The 22,011-nt window shown below is 60.5% G+C and carries 19 protein-coding genes; 11 read left to right on the top strand and 8 right to left on the bottom strand.

Annotated features, from left to right (window positions below; genetic code table 11):
- Window positions 1-41 precede the first annotated feature (41 nt).
- Window positions 42-707: a carbonic anhydrase gene (locus HDE76_RS00740; protein WP_179482929.1), complete on the top strand. Its 666-nt coding sequence runs from the start codon at window positions 42-44 to the stop codon at window positions 705-707.
- The gene (locus HDE76_RS00735; protein ID WP_184504803.1) at window positions 704-1,579 is read left to right on the top strand and encodes a bestrophin family ion channel; all 876 of its coding nucleotides are present in this window, start codon (window positions 704-706) and stop codon (window positions 1,577-1,579) included. The genes HDE76_RS00740 and HDE76_RS00735 overlap by 4 nt, the downstream gene beginning before the upstream one ends.
- A 208-nt stretch (window positions 1,580-1,787) precedes the next feature.
- Here the strand turns inward: HDE76_RS00735 and HDE76_RS00730 are convergent, their stop codons facing one another.
- From HDE76_RS00730 to HDE76_RS00715, 4 genes are all read right to left on the bottom strand, one after another.
- Complete coding sequence (locus tag HDE76_RS00730; RefSeq protein WP_184504801.1) at window positions 1,788-3,797, bottom strand: tetratricopeptide repeat-containing sulfotransferase family protein; 2,010 nt, start codon at window positions 3,795-3,797, stop codon at window positions 1,788-1,790.
- Between the two features lie 90 nt (window positions 3,798-3,887).
- A complete protein-coding gene (locus tag HDE76_RS00725; protein WP_184504799.1) occupies window positions 3,888-6,542 on the bottom strand; it encodes a TonB-dependent receptor in 2,655 nt (884 codons plus the stop codon).
- Between the two features lie 431 nt (window positions 6,543-6,973).
- The gene (locus HDE76_RS00720; RefSeq protein ID WP_184504797.1) at window positions 6,974-7,582 is read right to left on the bottom strand and encodes a phospholipase domain-containing protein; all 609 of its coding nucleotides are present in this window, start codon (window positions 7,580-7,582) and stop codon (window positions 6,974-6,976) included.
- 43 nt (window positions 7,583-7,625) lie between these two features.
- Window positions 7,626-9,029: a phospholipase C, phosphocholine-specific gene (locus HDE76_RS00715; protein WP_184504795.1), complete on the bottom strand. Its 1,404-nt coding sequence runs from the start codon at window positions 9,027-9,029 to the stop codon at window positions 7,626-7,628.
- Between the two features lie 244 nt (window positions 9,030-9,273).
- Between HDE76_RS00715 and HDE76_RS00710 the strand changes: the two genes are divergently transcribed.
- Window positions 9,274-10,575 carry a DUF5690 family protein gene (locus tag HDE76_RS00710; RefSeq protein WP_221262222.1) on the top strand — a complete coding sequence of 434 codons (1,302 nt, stop codon included), beginning with the start codon at window positions 9,274-9,276 and terminating at the stop codon, window positions 10,573-10,575.
- Window positions 10,576-10,619: 44 nt separating this feature from the next.
- Here HDE76_RS00710 and phnN read toward each other — a convergent pair whose 3' ends face one another.
- The 3 genes from phnN to phnF are packed head-to-tail and all read right to left on the bottom strand — an operon-like array spanning window position 10,620 to window position 12,543.
- Window positions 10,620-11,156: a phosphonate metabolism protein/1,5-bisphosphokinase (PRPP-forming) PhnN gene (gene phnN / locus HDE76_RS00705; RefSeq protein ID WP_179482919.1), complete on the bottom strand. Its 537-nt coding sequence runs from the start codon at window positions 11,154-11,156 to the stop codon at window positions 10,620-10,622.
- Window positions 11,153-11,812: a DUF1045 domain-containing protein gene (locus HDE76_RS00700; RefSeq protein ID WP_184504793.1), complete on the bottom strand. Its 660-nt coding sequence runs from the start codon at window positions 11,810-11,812 to the stop codon at window positions 11,153-11,155. The genes phnN and HDE76_RS00700 overlap by 4 nt, the downstream gene beginning before the upstream one ends.
- Complete coding sequence (gene phnF / locus HDE76_RS00695; RefSeq protein WP_184504791.1) at window positions 11,812-12,543, bottom strand: phosphonate metabolism transcriptional regulator PhnF; 732 nt, start codon at window positions 12,541-12,543, stop codon at window positions 11,812-11,814. The genes HDE76_RS00700 and phnF overlap by 1 nt, the downstream gene beginning before the upstream one ends.
- Before the next feature lie 131 nt (window positions 12,544-12,674).
- Here phnF and phnG point away from each other — a divergent pair, with 131 nt between their 5' ends.
- Genes phnG through HDE76_RS00660 form a run of 7 tightly spaced genes read left to right on the top strand, consistent with a single transcriptional unit; the run spans window position 12,675 to window position 18,288 of the window.
- Window positions 12,675-13,124, top strand: a complete 450-nt coding sequence (gene phnG / locus HDE76_RS00690; RefSeq protein ID WP_184504789.1) for a phosphonate C-P lyase system protein PhnG — start codon at window positions 12,675-12,677, stop codon at window positions 13,122-13,124.
- Window positions 13,124-13,699, top strand: coding sequence for a phosphonate C-P lyase system protein PhnH (phnH, locus tag HDE76_RS00685; protein WP_184504788.1), 576 nt, complete (start codon window positions 13,124-13,126; stop codon window positions 13,697-13,699). The genes phnG and phnH overlap by 1 nt, the downstream gene beginning before the upstream one ends.
- Window positions 13,700-14,800, top strand: coding sequence for a carbon-phosphorus lyase complex subunit PhnI (locus HDE76_RS00680; protein WP_184504786.1), 1,101 nt, complete (start codon window positions 13,700-13,702; stop codon window positions 14,798-14,800).
- Entirely contained in the window at window positions 14,797-15,636 is an 840-nt protein-coding gene (locus HDE76_RS00675) for an alpha-D-ribose 1-methylphosphonate 5-phosphate C-P-lyase PhnJ (protein ID WP_179482910.1), read from the top strand. The genes HDE76_RS00680 and HDE76_RS00675 overlap by 4 nt, the downstream gene beginning before the upstream one ends.
- Entirely contained in the window at window positions 15,633-16,403 is a 771-nt protein-coding gene (phnK, locus tag HDE76_RS00670) for a phosphonate C-P lyase system protein PhnK (protein WP_179482908.1), read from the top strand. Before HDE76_RS00675 ends, phnK begins: the two co-directional genes overlap by 4 nt.
- Entirely contained in the window at window positions 16,400-17,122 is a 723-nt protein-coding gene (gene phnL, locus HDE76_RS00665; RefSeq protein WP_184504784.1) for a phosphonate C-P lyase system protein PhnL, read from the top strand. The genes phnK and phnL overlap by 4 nt, the downstream gene beginning before the upstream one ends.
- Before the next feature lie 23 nt (window positions 17,123-17,145).
- Window positions 17,146-18,288 (top strand): alpha-D-ribose 1-methylphosphonate 5-triphosphate diphosphatase, encoded by a 1,143-nt coding sequence (locus tag HDE76_RS00660; protein ID WP_184504782.1) that lies wholly within the window; start codon window positions 17,146-17,148, stop codon window positions 18,286-18,288.
- On the opposite strand, the gene HDE76_RS00655 is transcribed toward HDE76_RS00660, so the two are convergent.
- On the bottom strand, window positions 18,285-20,096 hold the full coding sequence (locus HDE76_RS00655; RefSeq protein ID WP_184504780.1) for an EAL domain-containing protein: 1,812 nt from the start codon (window positions 20,094-20,096) through the stop codon (window positions 18,285-18,287). The two genes, HDE76_RS00660 and HDE76_RS00655, sit on opposite strands and share 4 nt — an antisense overlap.
- A gap of 384 nt (window positions 20,097-20,480) precedes the next feature.
- Here HDE76_RS00655 and HDE76_RS00650 point away from each other — a divergent pair, with 384 nt between their 5' ends.
- Complete coding sequence (locus HDE76_RS00650; protein WP_179482900.1) at window positions 20,481-21,050, top strand: hypothetical protein; 570 nt, start codon at window positions 20,481-20,483, stop codon at window positions 21,048-21,050.
- Window positions 21,051-22,011: the final 961 nt, after the last annotated feature.

The following is a 22,011-nucleotide window of genomic DNA, read 5'->3' as shown; positions in this document are numbered from 1 at the left end:
GCCTCGCGCGCCCGCGCAGGCCTCTTTCCCAAGGCAATCGTATGACCCCCAATATCCCGCATGACGATAGTCTCCTCAGCCTGCTGCGAGGCGTCGAAAACTTCAGTCAGAAAGTCTTCCCCGAGAGCCGCCAGCTGTTCAGCGAACTGGCCGGGGGGCAGACCCCACATACCTTGTTCATCACTTGCGCGGATTCTCGCGTCGTTCCCGAGATGATCACCCAGACCCAGCCGGGCGAACTCTTCGTCTGTCGCAATATCGGCAACATCGTGCCCGGTTACGGTGAAATGCTGGGTGGCGTATCCGCCGTCGTCGAATATGCCGTGATGGTGCTTGGCGTGCGCCATGTCGTGGTCTGCGGACACACCGACTGCGGCGCGATGAAAGGCCTGCTCAATCCCGACTCCACGAAAGACATGCCTACCGTCGAGGCCTGGCTGCGTAACGCGCAGGCCGCCAAAAGCGCCATGTTCACACGCAAGCTCGAAGGCAACGAGGCCGTGCTGGCACTGATCGAAGAAAACGTCCGCCTGCAGCTCACCCATCTGCGCACGCACCCGGCCGTGGCCGCAGCGCTCGCCAATGGCGCGCTGAAGCTACAAGGCTGGGTCTACGATATCGGCGACGGCCAGATCGCGGTACTCGACGAACAGCACAACCGCTTCGTTCCGCTGACCGAAGCGATCCAGCGCGAGCAAGACAAATGATCCTGCCCGGTCGCGCGCACCTCGGACATATCCTGCGTTACGTGGGGCGACCGCTGGGTATCCTGTTCGCGTGGGACGTGGTGGTCACCGTGGTCTGGTATTTCATCCCCGCGAACTGGCTAGGTTTCCCCGCGCTGCCCCTGGCCTTGCTCGGTTCGGCGGTAGCGCTATACCTCAGCTTCCGCAATACCACCGCGTACGCGCGGTGGTGGGAAGCGCGCACCCTGTGGGGGGCGATGGTCAACGCCTCGCGCACGCTGGCCCGCGAAGCACTCACGTTGATAACGGATCGCGAGACGGCGGCCACCATCGTCCGCCGGCAGGTGGCTTACGTGCACGCGCTGCGCCTGCACCTGCGTAGGCAACCGCCGTGGGACGACTTGTCCGCGCGTCTCTCGACCGAAGAAATCGAATCGCTCCGCAGCGTCGCCAACGTGCCCAACGCCATCCATGTGCGTACGGCGCAACGGATCGCCGAAAGCCGCCTCGACCCGATATTGCTCGCCGCGATCGCACGGACGCTGTCCGACATATCCAACGCGCAGGGCGGCATGGAGCGGATCAAGAACACGCCCCTACCGCAGCAGTACGCGACCTACCCGACCATCTTCACGCACGGCTTTTGCCTGTTGCTACCGATCGGTCTGGTCGAGTCGCTGGGCATCTACACACCGCTCGGTTCTACGGTGGCCGGCTTCCTGTTCTTGGTACTGCTGCAGATCGGCAACGATATTCAAAATCCGTTCGAAAATGCCGAAGACGACGTCCCGCTTACGACGCTGACTCGCAGCATCGAAATCGACCTGCGCGACAGTCTTGGCGAAACGCACGCACTGGAGCCGGTGAAGCCGATCGACGGAATTCTTTGGTAAGAAGACCTCATAGCGCGTGGCGGGCAAGCGCCGTCACGTCAAACGCTCTTTGATGGCAACGGGCGACTCGCCTCCCCTGCCCTCAAGACGATGACGCACAATGCGGATATTCCGGCGATCGCTCTCAATCTGGAATAGAGCTTTTTCGCGATGCCCGCCGATCGTGCTCCGATGCGGGACATATCGAATCCGTTGTCCCGCGTCTTTGCTAGCGATAACGCACTGACGAATCCCCGAGCGCCTCTTTCAGGGGATCCAACCAGGGCTCATAGTTCGTCCACCGGTCAACGCCATCGCGAAAGATCGGCTGGCGCACTTGTTCCGAACTGGCCGTGCGTACGCTACGCTCGGTCTTGTAGAACTCGAGGCAGGCGGGCTCGAATCCCAGCCCGCAGAAATCGAGGATTCGGCGCACGTTGCTTTCCAGATCGTCGACGACGCTTTCATGATGGACCCGAAGCACCCGACCGGGAAGCACGTCGTCCCAGTGGTGCATCAGCTCCAGGTAAGTCCGATAATAGCGCGCGATGTCTTCGACGCTGTAGGTGAATTCCTGGCCATTGGCAAATAGCTGCTTCAAATTGCTGAAACAGCAGGCCATGGGTTCACGCCGCGCATCGATGATTTTCGCGTTGGGCAGAATCAGATGGATCAGGCCGATATGCCGGAAGTTGTTCGGCATCTTGTCGATGAAGTACGGTTTGTCTCCGCGATAGATGCGCGTCTCGCTCAGGTACTTTTCGCCAAGCCGCAGAAACTCCTGGGGCGGCAGATCGGCCAGGACGCCCGGATAACGCGGGTTGTCGAGGTCGAGTTCCCGTCCCTGCAGGTCGAGCACCATGCGCGGAATCTCGCCCAGTTCATGGGTACCTTCGACGCGCGAATGAGATGCCAGTATCTGCTCGATCAGGGTGGAACCGGCGCGCGGCAGCCCGACGATGAAGATCGGGTCCCGGCGCTGATCGCCGGCACCCTTGCGGCTGGCAAAGAACGCCTGGGTGCAGACGTCGATCTGGCGGCGCGTATTGGTTTCGATAATCTCGGCACGGTATTGGCTCTCGGATCGTTTGAGCGCGTTGCCTTGGCAGTAATAACGCCACGATTCGGCATGATCACCGCGATCCTCGAACGCTTTGCCGAGTGCGAAGCACAGATGATACCGATCCACGACTTGCGTTGCCGGCGCGGCTTCCGCTGCGCGCATGTGGGCGATCTCCTCATCGCTGAAGCGATACGTTTTGAGGTTGGCCAAACTCCAGTAAGCGTCGCCGAAATCGGGACGAGCCGTCGCGGCAGCGCGATAGGCTTCGATCGACTCCGCCCGCCGTCCCTGCGTTTTCAGCGAATGCGCGAGCGACAGATGAAAATCGGCCGTGCCGGGCAGCTCCTGCACGAGCTTCTGATAAAGCATGATGGCGCGCTCGTGTTCACCCAGCCCGACGCTGGCGCTGGCGTATAGCGCGCGGTAATCGACATTATCCGGTTCGATCGCAAGCAGCTTCTCGGCCTCTTCGCCGGCACGTTGATACAGGTGCCGCTCGAGCAGCACGGAAGCATAGTCGTAACGCGCCGCTCGGTAATTCGGCGCGATCTTCAGCACGGCCTCCAGCAGTATTTCGGCATCGTCCAGTACCTCGCGCGCAAGACCGATACGCGCGAGCAAGCGCATGGCCTCGACATCGTTGCCGGCCTTGAGTAAATAGGCGCGAATGATTTGTTCGGCAGGTTCAAGTTCGCCGTCCGAAAAATGACTGGTCGCGCGCACGACATCGGGCGCCAGGCGCTTGAGCGTGGCGACATGCGCGGCGGCGCTCGCCGCGTTGGCTGTATCGCCCGTCATGCGGTAAAGGCCTTCGAGCAGGTTCCAGCTCGAAGGCAGCGCCGGGTTGATGTTGACCGCGCGCAGCAGCGCATCGACCGCGCGCGGCGCATCGCGTAACACCACGTAGCAGTGGCCGCGCTCCTCGTACATACGACTGTAATGAGGATGTTGCTGTTCCATGCGAGCCAGCGTTTGCAACGCGGCGTCGATCTGTCCCAGATACCGTTGGTTGCGGGCGACGAGATAGAGCACCTCGTATCGGTCCGGCGCCTCGATCAGCAACGCCTGTGCCGCCTGCAGAGCGGGCGCGTACTGTCCGTCCAGGTGCAGCTGATGGATGCGCTGGATTTGAAGCTCCAACGGCGAGAGAGCTGGATCGGTTGCCGTAGCGTTCATGGTGACTAAGAAAAACCATTAAGAAAATGGGGGCAGCCTTGAAGACCGCCCCCCATTCTATGTGCATCGACTTCGCGCGACGCGACTCGTTTAGAACTTGTAACCCACCTTCAGACCGATGACGCGCGGATGGATGGGTACCTGCGACTCGATGAACTGGGCCGAGGATGTAAACACGCTCGCATGGCTGTTGCTGAGGTTGGTGCCGTAAAGCGAAGCGCTCCAGCTGTCCTTGGCCACACCCACCGATGCGTCGACGGTATTGTAACCAGCCTGCAGATAGCGCAGCTCCACCGTGGTGATGTCCGTCACGCCTGCGCCGCTGGGATAGGTCGCCGGCTGGTTGTACATCGAACCTGTGCGGTTTGCCCCGATCTGCCAGAACGCCTTATAGCCGCCGTTGAACTCCCAGTCGTAACGCAAGCGCATGTTGAGCTGCGAACGGGGCGAGAACGCCGGCGTGCTGCCCACCTCACCGAAGGGGTTAGCGAACGGCGTCTCGGCGCCAATGGCTCCGGTTTCCACGATGCACGAGTTATAACCGGCCGACCCCGGAATATTGTTGACCAAGCACGGTGAGTTGGTCTGTTTGGCATGGTTGAGCGAACCGGAGCCGATGAGGGACAGGCCATCGGCAATGCGCGCCTGAAATTGCAGCTCTAAGCCTTGTATCTTGTAATTTGGCCCGTTGACCGCGAACGTGGTGTTGCCCAGCACCAACGGGTTGAAGAACTGCTGCTGCACATTGTCCCAGCGCATGTCATACAGTGAGCCGTTGAGAAGCAGGCGGTTATCGAGAAACTCGGTTTTGAAACCGATTTCGTTGTTGGTCAGCGTATCGGGCGCGTAGCTGATCGGCTTCCTGTACTGCGGATTGCCGTCGAGTTTGGCAACGTCCGAGGTCGTGCGGTTGAAACCACCCGGGCGGAAGCCCTGCGAGAAGGTGTAATACACCATCGCATCCGGCGTGATGTGCCACGTCAGATTCGCATTGCTCTTGAACCCGTTATACGTGGTATGGGAATTGATCACCGTGTCGTCGCCGACGTAGGTACCATTGGGGACGTTCACCTGGGCGCTGGTGGTATAGAACTCCGTGCCGGTCTCGTATTCGGAGTAGTGGTAATAGCGCGTGCCGGCGGTGGCCGTCAGGACATCGGGGATAATGTCATATGACAACGAACCGAACGCTGCCTCCTGCTTGTAACCGCGCTTCGCATTTTCACCGAAAGCCGTGCCGGCGGGGAGCGTGACACCCGGAGAGGACTCCGCCACGGCGACGCAGGGGTTTCCACCGCCCAGGGCAGTGGCGAGGTTTTGCGGCGTACACGACGGAATCGTGATGTAGTTGAACCGCATGTGGTCGTCGATATTGAAGTCTTCGTAGTACAGACCGCCGATGGCGCGCAAGCGATAGTCTTCCGGTGTGCTGAACCGCAGCTCGTGGCTCTGATGCGTGCTGGTGACATGGTCGTTCCAATAGCCTTCCGGCGAATAGCAAGTCGGCTTGCCAGCGCTGGAAATACCCGCGGAAGTACCGGTGCATTGGTAGTAGATGCCACCTGCGCTGCGCGAGTAGTTGGTGTAGTCCTGCTGCTCGCTGATGCGGCGATTGGTGTAGCCACCGGTGTATACGACCGCGAGATCGCCGACCTGCCCGTTCAACGTCCAGGCGGTGTTGGTGTCATGGTCATTGTTCCAGGCCGGCACGAAGGCGGTGATCTGGTCGGTACCCAGCTTCTGGCCGTCTGCGCCGATCGGATAGGTCGAGGCCTGCCCCTTGGCGTCCAGGTTTTGGTAGCTTTCGGCGATCAGCAGGTTCCAGTTCTCGTTGATCTGCCATAGACCGGACAGTCGCGCCCCTTGGGTATCGACCGGATTCCAGTTGTTCTGTGCCACGGAATAATTGTTGAAAACCGAGGTGCCGCCAGCGGCGATGTAGGGAGCCATCACACCGCCGCCGTCGGTAGGCTGACGGGTGAACGTGCTGGGCACGTTGTCGATGTAACCACCTTGATGATCGTTGTAGATCACGCCACGCAAAGCGAACGTGCCTGGAATGATTGGCAGATTCAGCACCACGTTCGCCGAATTGTTCGGAGCGCCACCAGCGGTCACACTGGTGCTGGCTTCGGCGCTGCCGCTGACCTTGTCGAGATTCGGCTTGTTGGTGATGTAGCGCACGGCGCCCGCTTCAGCGCCGCCGCCGAACAAGGTGCCCTGCGGACCCTCGAGCACTTCGACGCGTTCCATATCCACCATGTAGATATCGAGGTTACGCGCCGGGAACTGCATGGACTGATCGTCCAGGTAGACGGCCACGTTCGGGAACGGTGCGATAGTCGCGCTGGACTGGTTGCCGAGGAAGCCGGTGCTCAGACCGCGCATATAGATATTGCCCTGGCCCGGGCCGTTCGCGGCGAAGGTCACGTTGGGCAGGTATTTGATCAAGTCACTGAACGACGTGGTGTTCAACTGCTGCAGCGTTGTGCCGGAGAAGGCCTGAATCGTAATCGGTACGGACTGGATGTCCTGGGTGGTGTGTTGCGCAGTGACGTTGATCGTCTGCAGCGTGTTCGCGTTCGCTGGTGCCGCTGCGCTTGAGCTTGCCGCAGGGGACGTTGCGTTGAGCGCGGCGACGGTCGGTGCGCTGTTGGGTGATGGGGTGTTGTCTTCAGCGGCATGAGACGCGCGACCTGCGACGAGCGCAGTCAACACCGCGAAGGCTATTTTATTGACTTTCAAGGTTCTCTCCAGATGGTCTAAGGCGGCGTGTCACAACGCAGCGAACTCAGCCAGCGATGGCGCAGATATCGACGCAGACCGCATTCGTGCTTGTGGACTCTTGGTTTGATCGGAAACTGGCAGCGGCAAGTCGCGCGAAGCATCCTGGAGCGCGCACTAACGTCGTAAAGCTCCCCAAGCAGAGACGAGATATTCAAGTGTTCCCCTGGGCGCGCCTTACGGATGACGGCGACATGCATTGGAGCGGAATCTGATTGCGTAAATGTTGTGCGGATATTTCAATGCGGCTGCGTCTATGCGACAGGTATGGCCACCTATCTAGTGCCTCTAAATTCGTTCGATTTTTCGCGTGATTTGCGCCGCGTTATTACGATACGCGTGCATGAACTTACGCGGCGCAGCGCGAGCTGTCGCCGATACCGCCGCTGGATTCAGTGAGGCGGTTCGGTGGTGCTGCCCAAACCGTTTTCCATATGCCCTGCCAGACGCCGCAGCCAGTTGCCTAGGCCGGAGACTGTCGCTTTAAGGTCATACCAGTTGGCGTTGCTGCCGATATTCCAGGTGTCGCTGACGCTGCCGCCGGCTTTGATCGTGTACATGCGAACATCTTCGTTGTTGTAACCGTTGGTCACGGTCATCGTGCAGCTGGTGGTTCCCGCATTCGTCATGGTCAATTGAATGCTGTTGCCCGTAGGGTTGTAGGTGATCTTTGTTTCAGGCATGACCGATGCCGTCTGGGCACTGCCCTGCCAGCTTCGCAGGAAGCCATTGGGGCCATGGGCTTGAAGCGCATACACGCCGCTGCCGAATACGCTGCCGTTCCAGTAATCGGACAGCGACTTGTTGGCTTCCACCGTATAGGTCCAAGGCCCCGAATAACTGCTGCGATTGAGAGCGTAGACCTGAAACACCGCGCCCACCGTGCCCGTGTTGATGAAGCTGACGTCGAACTGATTGGCCGAGGTATTGATGTTGCCCTGTGCATCCAGAACATACGGAAGCGCGCATGCCGGATACGTACCCGACTCGCTCGCAGGCATGGTTTGCTTGGTCGGTACGGTGGGCGCCGGCAGCGTCGAGCATTCATTGCTCGACTGAAACGTAGTTGCTGGTCGAGGGAAGACTCGGCCAGGTGGTGTTGTCGCCACTGAAATTGAATGCTGAGGTGAGGTCACCACAGACCGCGCGTCGCCACGCACTGATGTTGGTTTCCTTGACCGCAAAGCGCTGCTCGAGAAACTGCAGTACCGAGGTGTGATCGAACACTTGCGAACACACTCGCCCACCGTAAGTCCACGGCGAAACGATGATCATCGGTACGCGAAAGCCCAGACCGATCGGCGACGAGCCGATCGTGCTGCCCGATTCGTTCACCGTGGTGAGTTCGCCAGCCGTACTGACGGTGGACGAGCCGCCCTGGATACTGGACGGCGGGCACGGCGGTGGCATGTGATCGTAAAAACCGCCGTTCTCGTCGTAATTGAGAATGAAGACGGTTTTTGCATACACGCTGGCGTTGGAGACTAGTGCGCTGATCAAACGAGCGGACAGATCTTCACCATCGGCGGGTTGATAGCTCGGATGTTCCGACAAAGTGCTTGGCGCAATGATCCACGAGACCTGCGGCAAGGTGTTGTTGATCACGTCGTTCTGAAAAGCGGCGACGATATCGGTCACCTTCGCCATGCCCTGCTTGTACAGGGCGGAACTGGTCGCCGCGTTCTTGAAATTGGCAAACCACGCCAGCGCGTTGTCGTCGAAGTTATCGGCTTCTTGATACACCTTCCAGCTGACGCCAGCCGCCTGCAGGCGTTCGGCATAGGTTGTCCAGGTCCAGCCAGAACTCGACTCGGTGTCGTCCAACACAGGGGACTGGCTTACCGAGAGGCCATTGGTGCCAGTAAACAGGAAGAGACGATTGGGGTTGGTGTTGGTCAGGGTCGAGCAATAATACTGATCGCACATCGTGAAGTGATCGGCCAGCGCGTAGTAAAACGGAAGGGCGGCGCGATCGAAGAAACCCATGCCAAGACCCGCGGTTCGTGCCGTATTCCAGGCGTTGAACTTGCCGCCATTGACGATTTCCGTATCGACGGTAAAACCCATGGCCGACGCGCTCACGCAGGTGGCGTTGGTCGTTGTGGTATCCATGTGGAACGGCACCGTGTAACCGGCTGAATTGGCGGTGCTGGGCTGCTGCCAAACGTTGTTGGCGGTGAGCGTGGTGCTCGGGAGCGGTGCAGGGATAGGATCGTTGAACCCGCGTACGCCCGGTCGACTACCGTAATAGTGATCGAACGAACGGTTTTCCTGCATAAAGATCACCACGTGCTGCACGTCGTTGATGGTGCCAGTGACCGTGGCGGCCGGCGTGGCCAACGCGTCGCGAATAGCCGGCGGCAGCATGGACATGAAGGTCAGTCCACCCGCTGCGCCAACCGTCATTTTCAAGAACTTCCGGCGCTTGATGTCGTTGATCTCGCTCACGTCGCTCTCCCGATCAGGTGGAATATGCCGTTGCTACCCTGGTACGGTGCTAGCAGAGCGCAAAGACGTTTCAACCGATTGCCAAGAAATGGATCCGTAGGCAGGGTTGTCTAGTGCGAGCGCTTTTGTGCTGGCCGTTGAGAAAAACGATCTTCCGCCAGGCCGACAGACCGGCCTAGACAACGCCACATCGCTGTCATCTAGCGGCCACACCATGCGGGGCATCCCTCCGTGGTTTGTCTTTATGCCTCTTGCTTCCTGGTCCTCTGGCCCCTATCGCCATCGGATGGCGATCAACCTGCTTGCAGGCGGTGCCGCCTTTTTGGCGTACGCCTCGATGTATGCGTTTCGCAAACCGTTTACCGCGGCGGAATTCACCGGACTGCATTTCGCCGGCGTTGACTACAAGGTCTGGTTGGTCATCGCCCAGGTCTTCGGCTACATGCTGAGCAAAGTGCGTGGCATCACCTGGATCGCCGCGATGCAACGAAACCATCGTGCTCGTGCGCTGGCCGGATTGATCGGTTTTTCGTGGCTCGCGCTGCTGGGTTTTGCGTTGATTCCCGCACCGTGGAATATCGCCTGCCTGTTTCTTAACGGATTGCCGCTCGGCATGGTGTGGGGTGTCATATTCGGATACATCGAAGGCCGCCGCGGCACCGAACTGATGAGCGCTTTCATGTGCGCCAGCTTTATCGTGGCGTCCGGAGTCGTGAAAACCGTGGGCAAGTATCTGATGGTGCGATACGGAGTCAGCGAATTCTGGATGCCGTTCGCCACCGGCATGGTCTTTGTGCCGCCGCTCTGTCTGGCGACGTGGGTACTCGAACGCCTGCCTGCGCCGAGCGCCGAGGATATGGCCGCGCGCAACGCCCGCACGCCGATGGACGCACAAAGCCGCCGCGCCTTTCTGGCTAAGTTTCTGCCCGCCGTGATCATGATCGTGATGGCATACATCGCACTGACCGTCATGCGCGATTTTCGCGACAATTTCGCGGCCGAGATCTGGGCCGACCTTGGCCGCGGCAACAGCGCGGCCGTATTCACTCAGACTGAAGTGCCGATCGCCATCGCCGTGCTGCTGATTACCGCATGCACCATGGCCGTACGCGACAATTTCAAGGCGCTGATGCTCAACCACGTGATGATTTTCGGTGGTTTCGCGATCGCCTTGATAACCACCTGGCTACACGGCATGGGCATGCTCGATCCCGTGTGGTGGGTCGGCGGTAGCGGCTTCGGCCTGTATCTCGCCTACGTGCCATACAACTGCACGTTCTTCGAGCGCATGCTGGCCACCTTTCAGGTGGCTGGCAACGTCGGTTTCATCATGTATATCTCCGATGCCAGTGGATACATGGGCAGCGTCGCGATCATTCTGTTCAAGGAATTCAGCGGCGTGCATTTATCGTGGGCGGCGTTCTATGCCAGCGCCGTGGTCGCGCTATCGAGTATCGGCATGCTGATCACACTGGCGTCGGCGCTGTACTTCAAAGCGAAGACGCGGCGTGTTGACATGCCGGGCGTGTTACCGACACTCGCCTAGCTGGTTTCACCAACGGTATCTCGCACACCCTCGGCTCAGCCAGGTCACTTGATAGCATTCAATAAGGCTGTTCCGGCGTCGACGAGGCTGCCGTCGTTGGGAATCACCAGCGCATCGGCCGGTACATGATAGGCATCGCGGCGTGCCAGACGCTCGGCGATCGACGCTTCACTTTCGCGCCCGCGCGCGACCAGACGTGCGGCGATCGTCTCGCGGCTGGCGGTAATGACCACCGGCTGCAAAGCAGGAAAGCGCTTGTATGCCTGCGGGTACGCGTCACGCGATCCATTGACCAGCACGTGGGCACCGCGCTCCAGCCAGTGCTGCACTTCGCGGCCGATGCCGTAATGAAGGCCGTGTGCCTGCCAGGTCAGCGCGAAGAGGCCGCGCTCGGCGCGTAGACGAAACTCCGCTTCGCTCAAGGCCACATGGTTTTCGCCGCCGGCATCGGCCGGTCGCGTGATGTAGCGATGCGCACAAAGCACATCGTGCGAGACACCGTGCGAACGGACCCAGGCCAGTACGCTGTCTTTGCCAGCGCCCGATGGCCCCATGACGTAATAGAGTCGCCCTTCTTTCACGGCGCACGCTCCGAACGCAGCGCGACGCGCTCCAGCAATTCGAACGGGCTACCGGGATCAGCTTCCCGGCAGATCGCCAGCGCGTCGATACGCGCCGGCGGCAAAGCCGCTACGCGCGGCTGCAGCCATTTACGCATGGCGAGTTCTTCCAGTTCGCCGGCAGGTGCCGCCAGGGTCAGGTGAAAGCGATAGCGATCGAGCACATAGGGATAGCCATGCTTTTGCAAAAGGGCCAGCTCATCCTTGTCCAAGCCGGCACTGCGCTGCCGCAGTCCTTCATCGGACAGCGATGCGCGAATGGGCTGCAGCGTATGGAGGCAGGCCGCAGCGAGCGCACGTTCGGGGATACCGTCAACGAGGGGGCGCAGCGATAAAAAGCCGGCGAGCCGATCCAGTCGTAGCGTCAATTCGAACGGGGCGACGTTTTCCGCGAGCGCCGTGACCGCTGATCGCACGTCGCCATAGCTGGCTCCGCTTATCGGTGCGAACGGTGCGTGGATGGTCGCGTGCCAGCCGTAACGACGGGCATCAGCCAGCAGCGCCTGGCGTCGTTCCGAGCAGATGCCGGGCAGACTGAGTGCCTCCGACAGCCACTCGCGCCCCAAACGTTCCAGCGCCGTGTTGATGCCGGGACAATAATAAATCGCGTAGCGCATCAGTCGTTCGCCATCAGCACGAGTTGCACCCAGTCGCCGGAGAACCGCGTAATGCCGTACTGCACCGGCACGCCACGCGTATCGGCGTTGATGGATTGAACGTACAGCACCGGGCGACCGGCCTGCTGTTTCATCAGGCGGGCGGTTTGCGCCTCGGGCAGCCGCGCCGAGACGCGGGTGTGTTTGCGCATGTAGTCGTTGACGCCCAATTCGCTGAGGGTCGCCGTCACCGATCGCGTGCGGCGGTAGATCTCGGGCAGGCCGGGAAAGCGTGCCGCGGGGAAATACGCCGTGCAGTGGTCGATAATGTGGCCGTCGGCATGGCTCAGGGTGTCGATACGGAAGGTATATTCGTTGCGACCCAGACCCAGTGCCTCGGATACTTGTGCCGGAGGAATCTCACGCACGGTTTCCAGGATCTCGATGTCGTTATCGACGTTTAGATTGCGCATGTTCTGCGTAAAGCGGGTGCGCAAACTGATGGCATAGTCCAGCGTGTGTTCCTGGACGAAGCTGCCGCGGCCTTGCTCGGTACGCACCAGATGACGCTGCTCCAGATCCGCCATCGCCCGACGAACCGTATGCCGATTGACGGAAAACCGGGTCGCCAACTCTTGCGCGGATGGCAGCATGTCACCCTGCCGCAGGCGGCCCTTAAAGATGTCGTCCGCGAGGATGTCGCCAATCTGGCTCCATAGCGCTACGCCACGCCCACGCTCCACTTCGCTCATACGACTGCACCTACCTGTCTATTCACCGTCATGGCAGCGGCACGCTGAGCTGCTGGAATGCACTGCGACGGGATCGTGTGTCCCGCTCTGTATAGATAACTAGACAATTGTGACAAGCCGAGGAACAAGCTATGGACACCTGTGACCACTTGGCGCGTGCGCAATGGATGTCATTGCTGGCACAGGCCGAAGCGGACGAACTGATGCGAGCGATGGAAGCATTTGCGCCTGCGCTCGACGGCATGACCTGGCTGCGCCCTGCGCAGACCGGCCTGTATATGCTGCGCGGTCGCGTCGGCGGTACCGGCGAGCAGTTCAATCTCGGTGAGGTCAGTGTGACCCGCTGCAGCGTGCAGATCGGCGAGCGCATCGGGCATGCGTGGGTCCGCGGCGGCAACCGTCGCCATGCCGAACTGGCCGCCTGCGCCGATGCGTTGATGCAGGATATCAACCAGCGCGCGCACCTGCAGGCGCATGTGGTCGAGCCGCTGCGAAAATCGCTGACCCTGCGCCGCGAGGCCGCCAGCCGCAAAGCCGCGGCCAGCAAAGTGGAATTTTTTACCGTCGTGCGGGGCGAATGATGCTTGCTGCCTTTGCTCACCCCGTCTTCGACAGCCAGCGCAACTTTCGCGAATTGCTCCAGGCGATGGCGCGCCCGGCAGCGCCACGCGCCATGCCGGTCGTGGCGCCAGCGCCGGCGCCGATCCTGCCCGCTACCATGGCCGCCCTGCTCACCTTGTGCGATGCCGATACCACGCTTTGGCTGCAGCAACCCAACGATGAGGTGGCGACACATCTGCGCTTCCACACCGGTGTCCGCCTTACGCAAAGCGCCATGGAAGCCGATTTCGCCTTGATCACCGAACCGGCGACGATGCCTTCGCTCACGCTGTTTGCCCATGGCGAGCTGCGCTATCCCGATCGCTCCGCCACCCTGATTGTGCAGGTCGATGGTTTTACCGATAACGCCGGCACGCGCTTCAGCGGACCCGGTATCCGCGATGTCGAGCAGCTGATGATCGAAGGCCTGCCCGCTACGTTCTGGCAACAGCGCACGGCCATGCATGCACAGCTGCCATTGGGCGTCGACCTGATCTTTATTGCTGGCGACCGGATGGTTGCGTTACCACGCACAACTCGCGTCCTGGAGGATTGAATGTACGTTGCTGTGAAAGGCGGCGAGCAGGCCATAAGCCGCTCGCTGGAGCTGCTCGCCGAGGCTCGCCGCGGTGACCCCTCCATACCCGAGCTATCGCTGGACCAAATACGCGAGCAGCTGCGGCTGGGCGTCGCACGCGTCATGCAGGAAGGCTCGCTGTACGACGAGGAGCTCGCTGCGCTGGCGATGCGTCAGGCGGCCGGCGACATGCTGGAGGCGATTTTTTTGCTGCGCGCGTATCGGACCACCCTGCCCCGCTTTGGCTATACCCGGCCGCTGGATACCAACGCGATGCGCGTGCGTCGGCGCGTTTCCGGCACGTTCAAAGATATCCCCGGCGGCCAGGTGCTCGGGCCGACCTACGATTACACCCAGCGCCTGCTGGAGTTCGGCAACGTCGCCTCGGAACCGTCCACGCAGAGCGACGCGCCGCTGCCCGATGCCATGCCGCGCGTACTGGATCTGCTCGACGCCGAAGCCCTGATCGAACGCGCCGATGCCGGCAGCGATCCCGAACCGATCGACCTGACGCGCGATCCGATGATGTTTCCCGCCGATCGCGCCACCCGCCTGCAGAACCTTGCGCGCGGCGACGAAGGCTTTCTCCTGGGCATGGCGTACTCGACCCAGCGTGGTTATGCCGAAAGCCATCCCTTTGCCGGCGAAATCCGCATGGGCGAAGTGGACGTCGTGATCTGCCCCGAAGAGTTGGGCTTCGCCATCGAGATCGGCTCGATCACGTTGACCGAGTGTCAAATGATCAACCAGTTCCACGGTGGCAATGGACTCGCGCCTCAGTTCACCCGCGGCTATGGCTTGAGCATGGGCGAAGGCGAGCGCAAAGCGATGTCGATGGCGCTGGTGGATCGCACGCTGCGCTGTGACGAATTGGGTGAGCCGTCGGTCGCGCCGGCACAGAACCAGGAGTTCGTGCTGTCGCATTCGGACAGCGTGGAGGCCTCGGGCTTCGTTCAGCACCTGAAGCTGCCGCACTACGTGGACTTTCAGGCCGAGCTGTCGCTGCTGCGTACGCTGAGCAAGCAGCACGCCCGGCAGCACGCCGCGGAGGACATGCGCGCTCCGGAGACCAAGCCATGACGTCGGACTACAACTTCGCTTTTCTCGACGAAAACACCAAGCGCATGCTGCGTCGCGCGCTGCTCAAGGCTGTCGCCATTCCCGGCTATCAGGTGCCGTTCGGCAGCCGCGAAATGCCATTGCCCTACGGCTGGGGCACCGGCGGCATCCAGCTCACGGCGGCGCTGCTGGGACCGGATGACGTGCTCAAGGTCATCGATCAGGGGGCCGACGACACCACCAACGCCGTCAACATACGGCGGTTTTTTGCGCGGGTCACCGGTGTGGCGACAACCGAACGCACGAGCGAGGCGAGCGTTATCCAGACGCGTCATCGCATCCCTGAAACACCGCTGCGGGAAGATCAGATTCTGGTGTTCCAGGTGCCGGAACCCGAACCGCTGCGCACGCTGGAGCCCCGTGAAGCGGAAACCCGCACCCTGCATGCCCTGGCCGACTATGGATTGATGCACGTGAAGCTGTACGAAGACATCGCGCAATACGGGCACATTGCCACCAGCTACGATTATCCCGTGCTGGTCGATGGTCGCTTTCTGACGTCGCCCTCGCCCATCCCCAAGTTCGACAATCCCAAGCTCGACCGCTCGCCTGCGCTCATGCTGTTCGGTGCGGGTCGTGAAAAGCGGCTTTATGCGATTCCGCCGTATACGCACGTCGAAAGCCTGGCGTTCGACGATCATCCCTTCGAGATCCAGCGCTGGGAGCAGCAGTGCCAGCTCTGCGGATCGGGAGATAGTTATCTCGATGAGGTCGTCACGGACGATCGCGGCTCGCGCCTGTTCGTCTGCTCCGACACCGATTACTGCGGCCAGCGTCGCGCGGAGCCGGCGGCATGAGCGCACTGCTGCAAGTCCGAGGGCTCAGTCACCACTACGGGCAGCGTGTCGGATGTCAGGACGTCAGTTTCGATCTGCACCCAGGGGAGCTGCTGTGCATCGTCGGCGAATCCGGCTCGGGCAAATCGACGTTGCTCAAAACAGTGGCGGCACAGCTGACTGCCAGTTCGGGCTCCGTCCGTTACCACCAGCGGGACGACAGCTGGCTGGATTTGAATGAGCTCGACGAAGCCGGTCGCCGTCGCCTGGCGCGCGAGGAGTGGGGCTTTGTCACGCAGAACCCGCGCGATGGGCTGCGCCTCAACGTCAGCGCGGGCGCCAACGTGGCCGAACGATTGATGGCCAAGGGCATGCGCAACTACGGCCAGCTGCGCGCTATCGCCAAAGGCTGGCTGGAGCGCGTCGAAATTGATCCGGCGCGCGTGGACGATGCACCGACATCGTTCTCCGGCGGTATGCAGCAACGTCTGCAAATTGCCCGCACCCTCGTCACCCAGCCGCGGCTCGTGTTTATGGATGAGCCCACGGCTGGCCTCGATGTTTCGGTGCAAGCGCGCATTCTCGATCTGCTGCGCCGATTGGTGAACGAGCTGGGACTGGCCGCGGTGATGGTTACGCACGATCTGGCGGTGGCGCGCCTGCTGGCGGCGCGCACCATGGTGATGCAGGGCGGCCGCGTGGTCGAAACCGGACTCACCGACCAGATTCTCGACGATCCGCAACACCCCTATACCCAATTGCTCGTTTCCTCGGTGCTGACGACATGACCGCTTCCACTACGACCAACCACGCGTTGCCGATGCTTGAGCTGCGCGGACTAGGCAAATCGTTCGAGCTGCACCATCAAGACGATACGCATCTCGACGTGCTGAGCGATATCGACCTCACCCTGCACGCCGGCGAGTGCGTGGTGCTCTCCGGCCCGTCCGGCGCGGGCAAGAGCAGCCTGCTGCGGGTGGTCTACGGCAACTACCGCACCAGCCGCGGCACCGTGCGCGTGCGCCACGATGGCGACTGGCTCGATCTGACCGAAGCCACCCCGCATCAGGTGCTCGACGTTCGACGGCGCACGCTGGGCTATGTCAGCCAATTCCTGCGGGTCATTCCCAGGGTGCCTGCACTGGATGTTGTTGCGGGTCCGTTGGTCGAGGCAGGTGCACACGTAGAAGAGGCGCGAGATCGCTCCAGCGCCCTGCTGCGCCGACTGAATGTGCCGGAGCGCCTTTGGCGTCTGCCGCCCGGCACGTTCTCCGGCGGGGAACAGCAGCGGGTCAATATCGCTCGCGGCTTGATCGTTGCGCGTCCGCTGCTTTTGCTGGACGAGCCGACGGCCTCGCTCGACGGCGGCAACCGCGATGTCGTCGCCGAACTGCTGCAGGAAGCGAGCGCGGCCGGTACGGCAGTACTGGGCATCTTCCACGACGACGACATGCGTCATCGCGTTGCAACGCGGCTATTCCCCATGCGTCAGCTATCGATCGCTTAAATTCAACTCAACGGCACTTCTCCATGAATGATTTGGTTCTGACCAATGCTCGCATCGTGCTCGACGATAGCGTCGTGCACGGCACCTTGATTGCCCGAAACGGCCTCATTCGGCTCGTGGACGAGGGATCGACGCAAGCTCCGGGGGCTATCGACTGCGATGGCGATTTCGTCATACCCGGCTTGATCGAATTGCACACCGACAATCTGGAAAAACATCTGATGCCCCGCGCCGGCGTGATCTGGCCAGCGCTTTCCGCCGTGCTGACCCACGATGCGCAAATCGTGGCGTCTGGCATCACCACGGTCTTCGATGCGCTGTCGGTTGGAGATCTTGAAGAAGAAAGCGTGCGCATCGAAACGCTGCGTAGCACCTACGATGCCATTCTCGCCGGACAGGCCAGCGGCGCCCTGCGCGCCGATCACTGGATTCACCTGCGCTGCGAACTGGCATACCCGCGATTGCTCGAGGCGCTGGAGCCGCTGATGAATCACAGCAGCGTTCGCTTACTGTCGCTGATGGATCACACACCGGGACAACGCCAGTACCAGGACATCGAACAGTACCGAAAGTACTACAGCAAGAATCACATGACCTGGACCGAAGAGGAGTTCGCCGACGTCGTGAAGCGTCGCGTCGATCAACAAGCCAGCTACAGTGCGCGCCACGAAAAGGCCGTCCTCGACCTTGCACGCGGCAGAAATGTCGTGCTGGCAAGCCACGACGATACCAATGCGGAACAAGTGGCCCATGCACAGCACATCGGTGTGACTATTTCCGAGTTTCCCACGACACTGATAGCTGCCGATGCCGCAAAAAAGCTTGGCCTGACTACCGTCATGGGTGCACCCAACGTGGTGCGCGGCGGCTCGCACTCGGGCAATGCCTCAGCCTTGGACCTGGCCAAAGCCGATCGCCTCGATATGCTGTCGTCCGACTACGTGCCGGCGAGTCTGCTGCACGGTGCGTTCATGCTGCACACTCATGCAGGATGGTCGATGCCACGCGCCATAGCGACAGTCGCACTGAATCCGGCCAGGGCGCTGGGTCTGCATGATCGTGGTCAGCTTACGCCAGGGTATCGCGCGGACCTCGTACGGATGCGTGCGATGGACGGATTACCCGTCGTTCGTCAGGTCTGGGTAAGAGGCGAACGCACTTTCTAATACGGCGTCGCTCCCTCGGCGGCTTCGGTTGATTCCGTGGAATAACCCGAAAGAACATGGAAACCCGAGCGTTCGCGCTTTGCTCGACGCTTGGCTCTCGCAGCGAGCGTAGCGATCATCTCCGGACGCCGAGGGAACGACGTTTGAATGTTGACTGCGCCGATCGATACCGTCGTCAACGGAAAAAACTGTTTGGCGCCACGGCGATCCTCGCCGTGGATGCCGCCTAGATCGAGGTCGCCGGCATCGAACAAGGAGCGCGAGCGCTCATTGAACTCGGCAATGATGGTGCGGCAGATGGACTGCCACTGCTCACTTTGGAAAAGCAGCATGAAATCGTCGCCACCGATGTGGCCGACGAAATCTCGCTCGGAGTCGATTCGTGCGGTGAGAATCGCTGCAAGCAAGCGGATCATTTCGTCACCGCGCAAGTAACCGTAATGATCGTTGAACGGTTTGAAGTCGTTGAGATCGACATAGGCGGCGACGAATGGGCGCCTCTCGCGCATCAACCTCTCGATATGTTCAGTCACCGGAATATTGCCGGGAAGGAAAGTGAGCGGATTGGCGTAGCGAGCCGCTTCGACTCTGAGCTCGGTGACACGCCTGACCAGCGACTCACCCGTGCCCAGACCGAGATAGCAGCCGTTACGCGTAATGATGAATCCATCGGTAAGGTAACGCTGGTCCTCGCCGCGAAGCACATCGGCCATGCTCTCGACGGATTGTTTCTCATCGCACAGCAAGGGGGACACGTTCATGAAGGTCTCGCAAGACTTACGACCGAACAGTTCCCGCGCAAAAGGCTGCGCCAGCCGTTCCGTAAATAGCCTGCGATTGATCAGGCCCAGCGGGCGTTCGCCATCGGTGACGGCCACGGCGTGTATCTCGCTATGCTGAGCGAAGACCGCAGCGACATCGTCGTTGGTGTGCTGCAACGTGACGGACGGCGCGAGAATCACGAGATGAGCCGCCTGCAGCGGCCTTTGGGTAACCGGCCCACGTGGGCGAGGAGGAACCGGCACCGTTTGTTGCCGAAGCGCTTCGCGAGCCTCACCGCTCGCAGAGATCACGGCGTTGGCAACGGGCCGACCCAGTAGAAAGCCCTGCGCGTAGGAGATACCGAGTTCCCGAAGCAGTCGTAGGTCTTCCGCGTCTTCCACGCCCTCGCCAACCAGGTCGGCACCCAGTGTCTCGGCAACACTGCACAGGGCTCGGACGATGGCAAGCTTTTCGGCGCTATGCGCCAGTCCATGGACCAAATAACGATCGATCTTCACCACCTCGGGATGTAGTTCATTCCACATCTCGAAATTGGAGTGACCGTTACCGAAGTCGTCTAGCGCAATACGCGTTCCCCGTGCTCGAAGATAGCCCAGCGCGTGCGCCAACTCCGCTGGATTTTCCACGATGTCGCGTTCGGTAATTTCGATCGTGATCCGGTCGAGGCTCACTCCCGCATCGGACAGCGCCGCAATAAGCAGGTCTGGCTTCAAGCCTCCGTGGAGAATGGTGTGCGCGCTGAGATTGACAAGCAACCGGCCACCGACGTCCTGAGCGGCAAAGGCTGTGCAAACCGTACGTGCGGCAAGCAACTCGAATTCGCCGAGACGTCCTTTGGAACGGGCCAAATCGAGCAAGTCGAGTATGCCAAGACCGTTCGTTGGGCGGGACAGCCCCTCGTGCGCAACCACCGCCATGGAATCCAGTCGCACGATAGGCTGAAAAACCGCGCGCAGGCCCGAACCGCCGGTGGCTTGGTCGAGCAGCGACAGGTTGGAATGGATCGAACCGATGTCTATGGCCATGTGAGCTATAGCGCCTCAAAAGGCACTCACCATTTGTATGAGGTGGTTGGGTTCGTGGTGGGAAAGTATCACGAGCATCTGACAGTCGTTCGCTTTTGTTTGGCGTCCAGTTTTTTCCATGCACAAAAGCCCTTCGGGCGATCGAAGGTTATGAAAGCCTGTTGCCAGCGTTCTTTTGCGTACCGTTCCGTTACACACGAAACTGTCACAGTGCGACGCTATAGTGCGCCGACTCTCCAATTAAGCCCCGTCCCAAGCGGGGCTTCTTTTTTGTCTGTCGTTTAGCGAATTCAAACCATCGGACGTGGCATGGCGACATGTCAGCCATACATCGATTCGCAACACTGGATGGATAGGCTGATTTGTTGTCAAGAACATTTCGCGATGCAGCGAACCAACCCGAAATCGGTGAATGCCATGTCGCGCCTCTTTGCTCGTACCCATCGCAAGTACATTCTTCTTGCGTTGGCACTTGTCGCGGTCAGTGCGTTGCTTGGCCTCGGATTGTGGCACTTTCATACCTCGACGATAGCGCCCGGGGATGGCGCCGCCGTGGGCAATTCCAGCGGCATCGGCGTTCTGTCGGGTCTTGCCGAGACGGCATTTCGCGACCACCATCTCGTCGCGCCCGAGGGCAGCAACCTTTACGAATTCTATTTAAGCGTCTTGGCGCTCGATCCTCACAACAAGCAGGCTCTGGAACGCCTTCACGCATCCTTCGAGCCCGCTTGCCGCGTCGTGGAGCTGACGATCGCTAAAGGCGACTTGGATGAAGCCGAACGCGAATTGCGTTTATTGCGCGATTACGGCACGCAACAGGATGCGGAAAGCGATTCTTATAAAGTCTCGCTTTTGGGTTCTTATCTCTACGCTCAACGCAGCGTCGTCACTCGCAAACACGAAGCCGAGGCCTTGCAGATTCAGGAAAGACAGTCGGCCAGTAGCTCTCATTGATGGGCACAGTTCGCCCTTTACAGCATCCAGCCGGCTCTAAAACGGTCACCCGGTTTGTTCAGTCATTTCATTGCCTTGAGACAACAAAGAAGACGTCATCGCACGACCTCTACGCTATGGGTACCAAGGCCACGGAGATCGCTCGTGTTGAGGCAGTACGTCCATCCTTCCAAACCCGGTTTGCTACGCATTGTCGAGCATGGTCATCGGTGGCGAACGCTACTCGATGAGTGCGAAGTCGGTCGGCATGAAACGGCGGAAATGGCGTTGGCGGCATTGCGGCGCTGCTGGCCCAACGCGCGTTTGCCTGCATCGCTGCTGGAATGGAGGTACTTGCAAGGGTCCAGTTGGTATTACTCGCGAAAGCGATAGGCCATGCCAAAGACCATATGTCTCACCGCCGACAGAGGCCGAGGCAAATTACTACGGCCACTCACCCGGCAGGCCGCCGTTCTGGAGGCGCGACTTCCACCAGACAGCCTCCACGAAACTCGGGACGAAACATCCAAGATCGACTAGCCCCAAAAAGAAACCGCCCGGCGAAGGACCGGGCGGTTGGGCATGCAGTGAACTGCACGATTTGTTCATTGCCGGAATTCGTCATCCGTGGCGAGGCAGAGAAGCTACCTTGACCGGCGATGCCAGTATCAGCGGCAGTACGTGAGCAGAATGTCATAGTAGCGCTGTCATTTTGTTCGAACGGCCCTGCTCCGCTACGCCATCGCTTGTTCACCGATCGGTAGTTACGCCGGCGTCGATCGGGACATCCACATCGCCGCTTCGTACCGAATTGCCGTTGCCCTGCGGCGTGCCTGCGGAGCCGGTGTCACTATCCGTTTCGGCCCCGATATTGCGAGCCGGATCCACGAGGGTTGTTGGCTCCGCTCGTCGGCGATTTCGATGGCTCATAATCGATGGCTCTTTTCGATGCGGCATCAGGGTCTCTTTACGGCGTCACCGC

The sequence above is a fragment of the Rhodanobacter sp. ANJX3 genome (assembly GCF_014200755.1).
Classification (GTDB): Bacteria; Pseudomonadota; Gammaproteobacteria; order Xanthomonadales; family Rhodanobacteraceae; genus Rhodanobacter.
The sequence above is the reverse complement of the archived record's forward strand: the minus strand, read 5'-3'. Positions and strand labels throughout refer to the sequence as shown.

What these genes read in the sequence shown, in the direction of transcription:
- HDE76_RS00675 (WP_179482910.1), top strand. Translation starts at nt 14,797, where the DNA reads ATGACGTCGGACTACAACTTCGCTTTTCTCGACGAAAACACCAAGCGC.
- HDE76_RS00720 (WP_184504797.1), bottom strand. Translation starts at nt 7,582, where the DNA reads ATGCCTGCGAGCGAGTCGGGTACGTATCCGGCATGCGCGCTTCCGTAT.
- HDE76_RS00680 (WP_184504786.1), top strand. Translation starts at nt 13,700, where the DNA reads ATGTACGTTGCTGTGAAAGGCGGCGAGCAGGCCATAAGCCGCTCGCTG.
- phnL (WP_184504784.1), top strand. Translation starts at nt 16,400, where the DNA reads ATGACCGCTTCCACTACGACCAACCACGCGTTGCCGATGCTTGAGCTG.
- HDE76_RS00660 (WP_184504782.1), top strand. Translation starts at nt 17,146, where the DNA reads ATGAATGATTTGGTTCTGACCAATGCTCGCATCGTGCTCGACGATAGC.
- phnG (WP_184504789.1), top strand. Translation starts at nt 12,675, where the DNA reads ATGGACACCTGTGACCACTTGGCGCGTGCGCAATGGATGTCATTGCTG.
- HDE76_RS00655 (WP_184504780.1), bottom strand. Translation starts at nt 20,096, where the DNA reads ATGGCCATAGACATCGGTTCGATCCATTCCAACCTGTCGCTGCTCGAC.
- phnK (WP_179482908.1), top strand. Translation starts at nt 15,633, where the DNA reads ATGAGCGCACTGCTGCAAGTCCGAGGGCTCAGTCACCACTACGGGCAG.
- phnF (WP_184504791.1), bottom strand. Translation starts at nt 12,543, where the DNA reads ATGAGCGAAGTGGAGCGTGGGCGTGGCGTAGCGCTATGGAGCCAGATT.
- HDE76_RS00710 (WP_221262222.1), top strand. Translation starts at nt 9,274, where the DNA reads ATGCCTCTTGCTTCCTGGTCCTCTGGCCCCTATCGCCATCGGATGGCG.
- HDE76_RS00700 (WP_184504793.1), bottom strand. Translation starts at nt 11,812, where the DNA reads ATGCGCTACGCGATTTATTATTGTCCCGGCATCAACACGGCGCTGGAA.
- HDE76_RS00740 (WP_179482929.1), top strand. Translation starts at nt 42, where the DNA reads ATGACCCCCAATATCCCGCATGACGATAGTCTCCTCAGCCTGCTGCGA.
- HDE76_RS00730 (WP_184504801.1), bottom strand. Translation starts at nt 3,797, where the DNA reads ATGAACGCTACGGCAACCGATCCAGCTCTCTCGCCGTTGGAGCTTCAA.
- HDE76_RS00650 (WP_179482900.1), top strand. Translation starts at nt 20,481, where the DNA reads ATGCAGCGAACCAACCCGAAATCGGTGAATGCCATGTCGCGCCTCTTT.
- phnH (WP_184504788.1), top strand. Translation starts at nt 13,124, where the DNA reads ATGCTTGCTGCCTTTGCTCACCCCGTCTTCGACAGCCAGCGCAACTTT.
- HDE76_RS00735 (WP_184504803.1), top strand. Translation starts at nt 704, where the DNA reads ATGATCCTGCCCGGTCGCGCGCACCTCGGACATATCCTGCGTTACGTG.